Source organism: Halomonas mongoliensis (assembly GCF_052496345.1).
On sequence record NZ_CP199288.1, the window covers coordinates 389629 to 402308 of the forward strand.

A 12680-nucleotide genomic window follows, 5' to 3' on the forward strand; every position below is an offset into this window, starting at 1 on the left:
CGTGCGGATGTGGTGGAATTGGTAGACACGCCAGATTTAGGTTCTGGTGCCTTCGGGCGTGGGAGTTCAAGTCTCCCCATCCGCACCATCGCAAGATACCCCGTCGCAAGATCCCCCATCGCAAGACTCTGCGTCACCCTGAGTCCCTGCGTTGCAAAACGCTGCCCCAACGCGCCCGCGACCGTCGTCTCGCCGAGATGAACGGCGTCTTCGCGTGCCCGTCCGTTTTTCCCGTTTCCTGCTGGAGCCCGTGATGACCCCGAGCGACCGCTCTCCCGTCTGGCCCCCCTCTCCTGTCTGGCACCCCTATGCCCACCTCAAGACCCAGCGTCCGGCCCCCAAGGTGGTCGGCGGCGAGGGCCCCTACTTCACCCTGGAGGGCGGCGAGACCCTGCTCGACGCCACCTGCTCCTGGTGGTGCATGATCCACGGCTACCGCCACCCGCGCCTGGTGCGGGCCATCCAGCAGCAGGCGGACGAACTCTGCCACGTGATGCTGGGCGGCCTGACCCACGAGCCCGCCGACCGCCTGGCCAGGGAGCTCGTGCGCATCACCCCCGCCGGCCTCGACCACGTCTTTTTCTCCGACAGCGGCTCGGTGGGCATGGAAGTCGCCATGAAGATGGCGGTACAGTACCACCGGCTGCGGGGCCGGCCGGAGAAGCACCGCATGCTCTCGCTGATGAAGGCCTACCACGGCGACACCGCCGGCTGCATGGCGGTGTGCGACCCCGAGGAGGGGATGCACTCGCTCTTCGCCGGGTACCTGCCCCGCCACCACTTCGCCCCGGCCCCCGCCGCCCCCTTTCACGCCGACGACGAGGCGGTGGCGCAGGACCTGGCCGCCCTGCGCGCGGTGCTGGAGCGCCACCACGACGAGATCGCCGCCCTGCTGATGGAGCCACTGCTGCAGGCCGCCGGCGGGCTCAACATGACCTCGCCCCGCTACCTTCAGGGCGCGCGCGAACTGTGCGACGAGTTCGACGTGCTGCTGGTGTTCGACGAGGTGGCCACCGGCTTCGGCCGCACCGGCCGGATGTTCGCTGCCGACCACGCCGAGGTGACACCGGACATCATGGTGCTCTCCAAGGGGCTGACCGGGGGCTACCTGGGCCATGCGGCGACGCTGGCCACTGGCCGGGTGCACGACGGCTTTATCGGGGACTCGCCCGGGCACGCCTTCATGCACGGGCCCACCTTCATGGGCAACCCGCTGGCCTGCGCCGTGGCCCTGGAGAGCCTCGCCGTGTTCGAGGAGGAGGCGTACCTGGAGCGGATCGCCGGGCTCAACCGGGTGCTGGAGCAGGAGCTGGTCCGGGACGACGCCCTGGCGGCCCACCCGGCGGTGGACGAGGTGCGCGCCCTGGGCGCCACCGCGGTGATCGAGACCCGCGACGCCGCGGACCTCGCCGGGGTCGCCGACTGGGCCCGGGAGCAGGGGGTCTGGCTGCGCCCCATCGGCCGCTGGCTCTACACCATGCCCGCCTACGTCACCACGGAGGCGGAGCTGCGCCGCATCACCGCGGTGATGAAAGGGTGGTTTCTGCGCTAGCGGGGCGTTACCCCCGCCACAGGGCCACCAGCAGGGCGATGGCCACCAGCAGCACGGCGCAGAGGGTGGCGGCGTGGCGCGCATAGCGGTGCAGCATGATGCCTCCTATACCATGTCGAAACGGTCCGAATAGATACGGGTGGGCGCCACGCCGAGCTCGATGAGCGCCCCCTCGGCGGCGTCCATCAGCGGGCCGGGGCCGCAGATGAAGTAGTCCCGCCGGCCATCGTCAGGGGGCAGGCGCAGGGCCAGCAGGTCGCGGTCCAGCTTGCCGCTCTCCCCTTGCCACCCCGCCGGCGGCTCGTCGACCACGTGGATCACCGTCAGGGACAGCCGCCCGGCCAGGGCCTCCAGCTCCTCGCGAAAGGTCGCTTCCTCCCAGCGGGGGTTGGCGTAGACCAGCCAGAGCGGCAGCCGCTCCCCCCGATCGGCGAAGGTGCGCAGCATGCTCATCATCGGCGTGATGCCGATGCCGCCGGCGATCAGCACGGCCCCGGAGGGATTGTCCACATCCGGCAGGAAGGCCCCATAGGGCCCCTCGACAAAGGCGCGGGTGCCCACCGGCACCTCGGGCAGGGTCTCGGTGAAGTCGCCCAGCCGCTTGGCGGTCAAGGCGAGCCGGGGGCGCTCCGCCGATGACACCAGGGAGAAGGGGTGCTGCTGCAGCCGGAAGGGGGTCTCCCCCAGGGTGATCCAGATGAACTGCCCCGGCACGAAGTCGAGGCGATGCTCGCCCACCGGCTCGAGCGCCAGGGTGGTGGCGTCGCCGCGCACCGGCGCCACCTCCACCACGCGCCAGGGGCGCCGGCGCAGCCGCCAGGGCCGCAGCAGCCGCGACTCCAGCAGGGCCACGAGGGCCAGGCCGATGGCCGCCATCAGGGCCAGGCCGGTCAGCGCCCCCGCGGTGTAGTGCCCAACCATCAGCGCATGGCCGAGCCCCCCGGCCACCACGCCGAAGGCGAGCAGGCCGTGAAGCAGACGCCAGCGTTCGTAGGAGAGCCCCAGCCGGCCGCGCCACAGCGAGCTGACCACCAGCAGCAGGGTGCCGGCCAGCAGGCCCCACAGGGTGAGGGCCCGGGCGGCCTCCTCCCGGGGATCGAGGTAGCCGAGCCACTCCGGCCGCGCGGTCAGGAGCACCAGGGGGTGCAGCAGCACCAGCACCAGGGCGGCATTGCCCATGCGGCGATGGAACTGCAGCAGGTTGTCGAACCCCAGCGACTCGGCAAACCAGCGGTGGCGCCCCGAGACCACCGCCTGCAGGGCCATCACGCCCAGGGCCAGCAGGCCCAGCATGGCACCGAACTCCACCCAGAGGCCGCGGCCCTCGCCCGGCGCCCGCAGCAGGGCGATGCCCATGGGCAGCAGCGCCATGCTCAGATAGAGGGCGCCCCAGCCCAGCGCCCGTCGCGTTACCTGACTCATCCACCCCTCCCTGGCCAACACCGGGTCGCCGTCATCGCGACCCACCCACGCCCCACAGGGTAGTATCCTGGCGTCGAAGTCTCTATCCAGAAGCGGGGACGCTCATGGTGCTTGCAGGGAGAGGCCCGGTCGCCGCCGGGCTCATGGTGATACTACTGATGGGGCTGGTGGGTGGCTGCGCCCAGGCCGCCCGTCAGCTGCCGGGGACCGGCGTCGAAACCGCTCGGCTGGAGCCTGACCGGGTGGTCGCCGAGGATGGCTACCGCCTGCCGCTGCGCCACTGGCCCGCCGCGGGCGAGGCGCCCCGCGCCGTCGTGGTGGCCGTGCACGGCTTCAACGACCACGCTGGCAGCTTCGAGGTCATGGCCGAGGCCCTGGCGCCCCGGGGCATCACCACCTACGCCTTCGATCAGCGCGGCTTCGGGCTTACCGATCAGCGCCGGATCTGGCCTGGCCATGGCCGCCTGGTGGAGGACGCGGCGCTGCTGACCAGGCTGCTCGCCGGGCGCTACCCCGACACCCCAGTCTACCTGGTGGGCAAGAGCATGGGGGCTGCCGTGGTGCTGCTGACCCTGGCGGAGTACCCCGACCTGCCGGTGGCCGGCAGCGTCCTGATCGCCCCCGCGGTCTGGGGCTTCGATGCCATGCCCTGGTATCAGCGCGCGGCCCTCTGGCTCGGCGTGCGACTCGCCCCCTCGCTGAGCTTCTCGGCGAGCAGCGTGCGCCGCCTGGGCATCGAACCCACCGACGACCCGGAGATCATGGCACGCCTGGCGGAAGACCCGCTGATCCTGCGCCGAGCCCGGGTCGATACCCTTCACGGCGTGACCGAGACCATGAGCCTGGCCCTGGCGGCGGCCGGGCGACTGCCCGAGCCGGCGCTGATCCTCTACGGCGAGGAGGACCAGGTCATTCCCCCGGAGGCGATCTGCGCCCTGCTGGAACGGCTGCCCGAGCAGGGCGAGACGCCCGGCCTGCGCCTGGCGCTCTATCCCGAGGGGTACCATATGCTGACCCGCTACACGGGGCGCGCGCTGACCGAGGCCGATCTGGCCGCCTGGCTGGTCGATCCCGCCGCGGCCCTGCCTTCCGGTCACGAGCGGACCCGAGGCGGGCTTCGCCGCCGACTCTGCCACTGAGCGGGCTCCTGGCGACTCCCGCCCCGTTCGTGGTTACACTGTTCCCGAGAAAAACGAGGGGGAGCGCCACGGATGAAGAAGCTGCTCATGGCCCTGGCGGCCTGCGTGGCACTAACCGCCCAGGCCGATACGGGACCGTCGCCGGCTACCGAGCCCGAGAATGACAGCGACCTGCCCCCCTGGGCCGACGAGCAGATCGAGCCGCTCCACGACAGCGTCTCGCGCTGGGTGGAGACCACCTCCCGGCGCATCGATGGCTTCTTCGGCACCACCGATGCCCTGAGCATCGAGAACGACTCCTACCTGCGCATCAGCCAGGGCTGGCGCTGGAAGGAGGGTCAGGCCTTCAAGCAGGACCTCGGCGCCCGCTTTCGCCTCGACTTGCCCACCACCGAAGAGCGCCTGCGCCTGGTCATCGAGAGCGATGCCGAAGAGACCCAGGGCACCCTCGCCGAGCAGGACCGTCAGCTGGTAGACGAGCGGCCCAGCGGCGTGGAGAGCCTGCGCATCGGCCTGAACCGCCTGAGCCGCCGCGACAAGACCGAGCAGTGGAATACCCAGGTGGGCGCCGGCATCCGGGTGCGTCTGCCGCTGGATCCCTATGCCCGGGTGATCACCCAGCGCCTCTGGACGCTGGGAGACGGCCCCTGGCAGCTGGAGAGCGACAACCGCCTCTCTTGGTTCAACAAGGACGGCTACTCGACGCGCACCCGCTGGGACGTCGGCCGTCCCATTGACGAGAACCGCCACCTGCGCTTCATCAGCAACCTCCAGTGGCGCGAGCAGGTCGACACCCTGGAGGCCAGCCAGGCGGTGGAGCTCAACCGACGCATCGATCGCCGCCGGGCAATTCGCTACAGTGCGGTGGTGCTCGGCGAGAGCGCCTCCAGCCCCGCCATCGAGGACACCTACCTGCAGACCCGCTATCGGCGCGACCTGCACCGCGGCATCCTCTTCCTGGACGTGGCCCCGGCCCTGCACTTCCCCCGGGAGGCCGACCGAGAGCCCCGCTGGGCCCTGGACCTGCGCTTGGAGATGTACTTCCGCCGCGAGATCGACCGCGTGCGCCTTTGACATCGGCGCCGACGTGCTCCGGGACTGGGGCCCCATCGCCCCCGACTGGGTCGCCGCCCACGCCGAGCGGCTGAGGGACGCCCTGTATCCCCCGGTGGCACCGTCGAACGCCTGACCGGGGCATGGAGCCGGACCGCCGCCTTCCGGCTTCAAGCCAACGGCGGCACGCGATAGCCCAGCGCCTCCAGGCAGCGCCGCTGCCCTTTACTCAGCGACGGCGCCATACCGTCGACCTCTGCGTCTTCGCCCTCCAGCACCGCCACCCCGGCCTTATCGTGGGCATGCAGAAGACCTTCACTGCAGCGTCGGTACCACCAGATCTCGCCGCCGCCCTGCCCCGCCGTAGCCACATCGACCTCATCGGCCCCCTGGCCAAGCTGGATGGCCGCCAGCGGCCAGAAAGCCACCGTCTCGCCGCCGGCATCCCGGCCGATGCCAAGAGGAGAGCCGCATATCAGCAGCGATACCGCGCCGCAGCGGCAGGCGATCCGGCCATAGGGTCCGTTGCTCATGGAGCGCTCCCTGTCGAGAAGTGGTCTGCCTCAGTGTGGCAGCTCGCGTGCCGGTGGGTGCCCCATCTTGCCGGGTGATTGCCATCGCTGCATTAGAGCCCTGTCACTCGCCGACGATAGCGTCGAGGCCATGACCGACAAGATGCCACACCCTCCATCGGGGGTCTCCCCGGTTAATGCGGTAGTTACCGCCCATCGCCGGCGCCACTCTTCCTGCTGGAGAGCACCGTCGGGATGAAGAACCTCAGCGGATTTCTGAAGAACTCATCCTTTACCCCGGCCAGCAGGATGCCGGGCTCGATCCGGCAGCCCCGCGATCTCAGGGCCACCATCAGGGCCAGGGCGAAGCTGACCCAGAGGTTGACGAAACCGATCAGCATCACGAACAGCAGGCCCAGGAGGAAGGTGGGCCAGCCCTGGAAGTCGCTGAAGCTGGCAAACCCCAGGTTGGCCGAGGAGAAGGCCACGTGGCGGATATCCAGGGGCAGCCCCAGCAGGTAGCCCACATAGCCGGTCATGCCCAGCAGCACGCCAAACAGGAAGTTGCCGGCCAAAGCGCCGTAGTTCTCATGAAGGTAGTGGGCCAGCCGCTCTCGCCGGTGGCGCGGTATGCGCTGGAGCGCCGGATGGCCCACCAGCCGCCGCTCCAGCTGCACATGATCCGCCCGGTTGTCGAAGAAGCCGGCGATGATCCCGGAGCAGAAGAGCCAGACGCCGGCAATGGCGGCGTAAAGCAGTGCGAGGCTCTGGACGGGAGAGATGGCCCTGAGCTGATAGGCGATCTGCTCGGCGTCGAGGGGCGGTGTTCCCAGTACCGCCAGTGCCAGCCAGGTGATGGCAAGGGCGGTCAGCAGCGCCGCACAGACGTTGCCCCACACGGCCGCCCACTGGGAGCGATTCACCTCCAGCAGCAGCCTGGCCAGCTTGCGGCTGACGGAGCGCCCCCTGCGGTTGCGCTCCACCTCGGCGGCAAAGCTCGCTGCCGTCATGGCGGGCTGCTTGGTGGCGATGGTGAAGTGCAGCAGGTGGACCAGCACGAAGCCCAGCCCGTAGTTCAGGCTCACCAGCAGAGCCTGGAGCAGCGGCGAGAGCCCCCAGGACTCGATGGTGATCTTGATCAGCGCCATCATGGCGATGATCACCCCGGCGCCGGCGGCCGTGGCCACCAGGCGCAGATGGCTCGACAGATCCCGGGAGATATAGCGCTCGCCGTGGTCGCTCTTGTTCTGGGTGATGCTGCGCGAGACCATCCGCGTGCTCTTCTTCCACACTGCACGGATGCTGTCCTTCTCCGCCGTGGCCAGCAGCAGCTCCTGCCAGAGACGCAGCGCCGTGCGTGTCACGGTCACGCCGTGGCCTGGTTGCGTCAACACGACGAGCGTAGCGATCCGCCCGAGCGTATCCTCCAGGCGCTCGATCAGATGGGAGGTATGGGCCGAAGAGCCCAGGCTTCCGGCACCGCGGCGCCGGAAGCGTGCTACCTGTTCCTGACACTGATCCAGCATCACGCGAAGGTGATCGATGGCCGCACGCTCCTGCTCCGGGTCCACCTCCCCCGGCATGTTTCTCAGCTCCACGAAGGCGTGAGCCTCGCGCTGCAGGGCGATGAACGGAGAGTCGATGCGGGTCAGCCGCTCATCGATGCGCATCAGCTCCGGGTCGAGCTCCTCGGCGGCGACCCAGATGGCCAGCATTTCCAGGGCATAGAGGCACTCCTCCTCCAGGTGTGTCCGCAGCGCCTGGCTCAGCTCCTCATCCTGTGCAGCCAGCAGCACCCGCAGCAGGCGCAGCCAGCCGCTGGCAGGCAGCGTCTCGATCCAGGCCTTGTCATGGCGAGTGATCAGTCGCGCCAACAGGTCGCGAGAGTCATCCCGGTCCAGGGGCGGCGGGTTGAGGCGGTCGTAGAGCCTTGTGGTGACGTCCCGCAAGAGTCCCTCTCGAGAGAGGATCCCCAGCCGCACCAGCGCGGGGTAGACCTCCAGGCGTGCCAGCCCTCCCAGAATTCCCTGGGCCAGGCGGCGAGCCTGGTCCGAGTCCGCCTCGAGATATGCCGACAGGCGGTCGAGGCGCTGAGCAGCCCCATCCGGGCTGCCGGCGCGCAACCAGCCGAACAGCGCATCCAGGCAGCTCTCCAGCCGGTTATCCTCAGACAGGGAGGCCAGGGCCTCATCAAGCGGGTCAGTCACCGTCATGCGTGGGAGATATCCTTGCAGGTCAGGAGCGGGCAGATATGATGCCTGGCCCCCACGCCCTGAACCAGCGCCCGCCCACAAAAAAGCGGCGGGGGGGCCCCCGCCGCCAAGCCACGATCGTTACGGAAACGCTGCCAAATGTCTGCGCGGGCAAATCGCTTCGTTGCGCGCTGCTGGTACGCCAGCCCGGCCGAAATCCTCACCTATGGGTATATAGGCTCCGGTTTCTGCGCTGCGTGCGCCTTGCGCTTTACTCCGCTCGACGATTTGCCCAGCGCTTCCTTGCCCGACCGAGAGAGTGCTCGCAGTGTCAGATGGTCACGCCATCAGATCTCGAAACCGAGGCCGAAGTCCTCGGCGCTGATCGCCATCAGCGGCTCGGCGCCGGCCTCGATGGCGGCCTTGTGGGCGCGGGTGCGCGGCACCAGGCGCTGGTAGAAGAAGCGGGCGGTATCGAGCTTGGCCCGGTAGAAGGGTGCCTCCTCGGTGCCTTCGGCCAGCACCGCGCGGGCCTGCTTCGCCGCCCGGGCGAAGAGGTAGGCCAGGGTCACGTAGCCGGCGTACATCAGGTAGTCGACGCTGGCCGCGCCCACTTCCTCACGGTCGTTCATCGCCTTCATGCCGATGCTCATGGTCAGCTCGCCCCACTCGGCGTTGAGCTTGGCCAGCGGACGCACGAACTCGGCCAGCTCGCCGTTGCCCTCCTCGGCCTGGCAGAACTTGTGGATCTCCTTGGTGAAGACCTTGAGGCTCTCGCCCTGGCTCATCAGCACCTTGCGACCCAGCAGGTCGAGGGCCTGGATGCCGGTGGTGCCCTCATAGAGGCGAGTGATGCGCGCATCGCGCACCAGCTGCTCCATGCCCCACTCCTGGATGAAGCCGTGGCCTCCGAAGACCTGCACGCCCTCGTTGGTCGCCTCGAAGCCGGTCTCGGTCAAAAACGCCTTGACGATGGGGGTCAGGAGGCCCAGCAGGGTCTCGGCGCGCTCCTTCTCGGCGGCGTCACTGCCGTGCTCGACGATGTCGATCATCTGAGCGGTGTAGAGGACCAGCATCCGGCCGCCCTCGGCGAAGGCCTTCTGGGTCAGCAGCATGCGGCGCACGTCCGGGTGGACGATGATGGGGTCGGCGGCCTTCTCCGGTGCCTTGGGGCCGGAGAGCGCGCGCATCTGCAGGCGGTCGCGGGCGTAGGCCAGGGCGTTCTGGAAGCTCGCCTCGGTGAGGCCGAGGCCCTGGATGCCGACGCCGATGCGGGCGGCGTTCATCATGGTGAACATGCAGGCCAGGCCCTTGTTGGGCGCGCCCACCAGGTAGCCTTTTGCCGCATCGAAGTTCATCACGCAGGTAGCGTTGCCGTGGATGCCCATCTTGTGCTCGAGCGACCCGCACACCACCCCATTGCGCTCGCCCGGATTGCCATCGGCATCCGGCAGGAACTTGGGTACCACGAACAGCGAGATGCCCTTGGAGCCCTCGGGGGCGTCCGGCAGCTTGGCCAGTACCAGGTGGACGATGTTATCGGCCAGGTCGTGCTCGCCGGCGGAGATGAAGATCTTGGTGCCGGTGATCTCGTAGGCGCCGTCATCAGTGGGCACGGCACGGGTCTTGATCAGGCCGAGATCGGTGCCGCAGTGGGGCTCGGTCAGGCACATGGTGCCGGTCCAGGTCCCCTCGACCAGCTTGGTCAGGTAGGTGGCCTTCTGCTCGTCGGTGCCGTGGTGGCGCAGGGCGTCGGCGGCGCCGTGGGAGAGCCCCGGGTACATGCCCCAGGCCAGGTTGGTGGCGCAGACCATCTCGTTGAGCACCATGGCCAGAGAGTGCGGCAGGCCCTGGCCGCCGTGCTCGGGGTCGGCGGCCAGGCTCGGCCAGCCGCCCTCAACGTACTGGGCGTAGGCGGCCTTGAAGCCCTTCGGCGCCTTCACCTCGCCGCCCTCCAGCAGACAGCCCTCCTGGTCACCGCTCTGGTTCAGGGGCAGCAGCACCTCGCGGGCGAAGCGCGCGCCCTCCTCCAGGATGGCGGCCACCACGTCGGGGCTGGCCTCCTCGCCGCCGGGCAGGCGCGCATAGTGGGCCGGATAGTCCAGCATCTCGTCCATGACGAAACGGATATCGCGCAGGGGGGCCTGATAGTCGGGCATCTCGATCTCTCCAGTTCCACAGCCGGGCCACGAGTGGCACCGAGTCATAGGGACGCGAAGGCGGCGGCGGCCGCTTTCAAACATTCGTTTGAAATTAGCCGCCACCGCCTCGAGAGTCAAGCGTTCGTTTGATTTCTCTTCTACTGCATCCGGATACCGCCATCGAGGCGGATTACCTCGCCGTTGAGCATGGGGTTGGTGATGATCTGCTCGGCCAGGCGGGCGAACTCGTCGGGCTTGCCGAGCCGCTTGGGAAAGGGCACGGCGGCGGCCAGGGCCTGGGCGGCCTCGTCGGGGATCTCGCTCATCATGGGCGTCTCGAAGACCCCGGGGGCGATGGCCATCACCCGCACGCCGTGACGGGAGAGCTCCCGGGCCGCGGGCAGGCTCATGCCCACCACGCCGGCCTTGGAGGCGCTGTAGGCGCACTGCCCCACCTGGCCATCCATGGCGGCGATGGAGGCGACGTTGATGATCACCCCGCGCTCGCCGTCCTCGCCCGGGGCATTCTTCGCCATGGCGGCGGCGGCCAGGCGCATCACGTTGAAGGTGCCCACCAGGTTGATGTTGATGGTGCGGGCGTAGGCCTCCAGATCGGCGGGATTGCCCTCGCGGTCGACCAGCTTGGCCACGCTGACCACCCCGGCGCAGTGGACCACACCGGCCAGGCCGCGGTCGCCACCGAGTTCGACGGCGGCGTCCACGGCGGCCTGGATGTCATCACCCGAGGTGACGTCACCGCGCACCGCCCGGGCGGCATCGCCCAGGCGCTCGGCGTGGGCCTCCACGGCGTCGGAGAGGTCGCAGAGCACCACACGGCCGCCGGCGGCGACCAGGCGCTCGGCGGTGGCCGCCCCCAGCCCGGAGGCGGCACCGGTGATCAGAAAGGTATTGTCCTTGACGTGCATCGCGTATTCCTTGTTGAAGTCGGGGAGTCAGGCGGTCGATTCGGCCTTGTCGACGGCGTCGGCGCGCAGCTTGAAGCGCTGGATCTTGCCGCTCGGGGTCTTGGGCAGCTCCTCGACGAACTCGATCACCCGCGGGAAGGCGTGGGTGGAGAGCCGCTCACGCACCTGCTGGCGGATCTCCTCGGCCAGCTGCTCGCTTGCCTCGAAGCCCTCGCGCAGCACCACGTAGGACTTGATGATCTCGCCGCGGATCTCGTCGGGCTGCCCCACGGCGGCGGACTCGGCCACCGCCGGATGGGTCATCACGCTGTTCTCCACGTCGGTGGGCCCCACCCGGTAGCCGGCGGTGGTGATGATATCGTCGTCGCGGCCGGCAAACTGAAAGGTGCCGTCCTCGTTTCTGATCACCACGTCGCCGGTCAGATAGTAGCCCTCGGCGAAGGGGTGTTTCTCCTGCCAGGTATAGCCGGGGAAGAAGAAGGCCGGCGAGTTCTCGATGTCTACCGCCAGCACGCCCGGCTCGCCCGGGGGGAGCTCCTTGTACTCGGCATCGAGGATCGCCAGCCGGTAGCCCGGCATCGGCACGCCCATGGCACCGACATGCTTGGGGTGGCCCAAAGCATGGTGGTTGTTGCAGGTCATGCCGGTCTCGGTCTGGCCGTAGTGGTCCATGACCGGGCAGCCCAGAGATTTCTCCACCCAGCCGACCACCTCGGTATTGAGGGGCTCGCCGGCGGAGCTCGCCGCGCGCAGCGCCAGCGTCTGGTGGGCATCATCGAAGAGGCCCGAGGCCTTCATCAGCCGGTAGGCGGTGGGGGCGGCGGCGAAGTTGGTGATGCGGTGGCGCTGCATGAAGGCGAGCGCCCCCTCCGCGGTGAAGCCCGCCTCGCAGAAGTGGGTGGTCACGCCCAGCAGCAGGGGGCCGGCGATGGCGTAGTAGAGGCCGTAGGCCCAGCCCGGGTCGGCCATGTTCCAGAAGCGGTCGCTCTCGCGCAGGTCGACGGCCAGCTCCATATAGAGGGCGAAGGCCGGCATGGCGGAGAGCGGTACCGCCACCCCCTTGGGCTTGCCCACGGTGCCGGAGGTGAACATCTGCAGGAAGGGGGCATCGCGGGAGAGGCGCGGCGGGTTGGCCTCGATCGGCGAGTGGGACAGCGCCTCGGCCCAATCCAGATCCTCGGCGTGCTCGGCATCCGGGCCGCCCACGGCGAGCACCGGCGGGCACTGGGTCAGGCCGTCGAACTTGAAGCGGTTGGCGTGATCGGTGATCACCAGCCTGGTGTCGGCGCGGCCCAGACGGTAGTCCACGGCATCGGGCCCGAAGGCGGTGAACAGCGGCTGGTAGACGGCGCCGATGCGCCAGGTGGCCAGGATGGCGACCAGCAGCGCCGGCGAGCGCGGCAGCATGCAGGCGATGCGGTCGCCCACGCCCAGGCCACGCTCGGCGAACCAGCCTGCCAGCCTGGCGCTCTCGGCCTCCAGCTCGGCGTAGGTCAGGGTGTTGACGTTGCCCTGGGTGTCCTCCTGGACCAGGGCCAGCACGTCACCGCGGCCGGCGCGCAGATGGCGGCCGCAACAGGACTCGAAGGCGTTGGCCTTGCCGTCCCGGTGGTCGTCCAGGCGGGCAATGACGTCATCGATGGAGAAGTTTTCGAGGTAGGTAGGATACTCTGGCAGACCGGCTTGCGGGCTCATGACAATCCTCTTTGACACTATTGTGGTTATTGTGGGCTCGGGATATTC

At 69.0% G+C, this 12680-nt stretch carries 9 protein-coding genes and 1 tRNA gene; 4 read left to right on the forward strand and 6 right to left on the reverse strand.

Translation table 11 applies throughout. From position 1 onward, the window contains the following. The first annotated feature begins 3 nt into the window (after positions 1 to 3). Both ACRYRV_RS01785 and bioA read left to right on the forward strand, forming a co-directional pair. A tRNA-Leu gene (locus ACRYRV_RS01785) sits at positions 4 to 88 on the forward strand. A 165-nt stretch (positions 89 to 253) separates the two neighbouring features. After that, entirely contained in the window at positions 254 to 1552 is a 1299-nt protein-coding gene (bioA, locus tag ACRYRV_RS01790) for an adenosylmethionine--8-amino-7-oxononanoate transaminase (RefSeq protein WP_444984152.1), read from the forward strand. Positions 1553 to 1657: 105 nt separating this feature from the next. Here the strand turns inward: bioA and ACRYRV_RS01795 are convergent, their stop codons facing one another. Then, the gene (locus tag ACRYRV_RS01795; RefSeq protein ID WP_444984151.1) at positions 1658 to 2974 is read right to left on the reverse strand and encodes a ferredoxin reductase family protein; all 1317 of its coding nucleotides are present in this window, start codon (positions 2972 to 2974) and stop codon (positions 1658 to 1660) included. A gap of 143 nt (positions 2975 to 3117) precedes the next feature. On the opposite strand from ACRYRV_RS01795, the gene ACRYRV_RS01800 reads away from it, so the two are divergent. Next, a complete protein-coding gene (locus tag ACRYRV_RS01800; protein WP_444984150.1) occupies positions 3118 to 4113 on the forward strand; it encodes a lysophospholipase in 996 nt (331 codons plus the stop codon). A gap of 72 nt (positions 4114 to 4185) precedes the next feature. Next, positions 4186 to 5187: a hypothetical protein gene (locus ACRYRV_RS01805; protein WP_444984149.1), complete on the forward strand. Its 1002-nt coding sequence runs from the start codon at positions 4186 to 4188 to the stop codon at positions 5185 to 5187. Positions 5188 to 5336: 149 nt separating this feature from the next. Here ACRYRV_RS01805 and ACRYRV_RS01810 read toward each other — a convergent pair whose 3' ends face one another. The 5 genes from ACRYRV_RS01810 to ACRYRV_RS01830 all read right to left on the reverse strand — a co-directional run bounded on the left by ACRYRV_RS01810 (position 5337) and on the right by ACRYRV_RS01830 (position 12632). Further along, on the reverse strand, positions 5337 to 5699 hold the full coding sequence (locus ACRYRV_RS01810) for a hypothetical protein (RefSeq protein WP_444984148.1): 363 nt from the start codon (positions 5697 to 5699) through the stop codon (positions 5337 to 5339). Between the two features lie 185 nt (positions 5700 to 5884). Next, a complete protein-coding gene (locus ACRYRV_RS01815) occupies positions 5885 to 7891 on the reverse strand; it encodes a recombinase (RefSeq protein WP_444984147.1) in 2007 nt (668 codons plus the stop codon). A gap of 326 nt (positions 7892 to 8217) precedes the next feature. Then, complete coding sequence (locus ACRYRV_RS01820; protein WP_444984146.1) at positions 8218 to 10029, reverse strand: acyl-CoA dehydrogenase C-terminal domain-containing protein; 1812 nt, start codon at positions 10027 to 10029, stop codon at positions 8218 to 8220. A gap of 140 nt (positions 10030 to 10169) precedes the next feature. Then, a complete protein-coding gene (locus ACRYRV_RS01825) occupies positions 10170 to 10937 on the reverse strand; it encodes an SDR family NAD(P)-dependent oxidoreductase (protein ID WP_444984145.1) in 768 nt (255 codons plus the stop codon). A gap of 27 nt (positions 10938 to 10964) precedes the next feature. Beyond that, entirely contained in the window at positions 10965 to 12632 is a 1668-nt protein-coding gene (locus ACRYRV_RS01830) for an AMP-binding protein (protein ID WP_444984144.1), read from the reverse strand. Positions 12633 to 12680 lie beyond the last annotated feature (48 nt).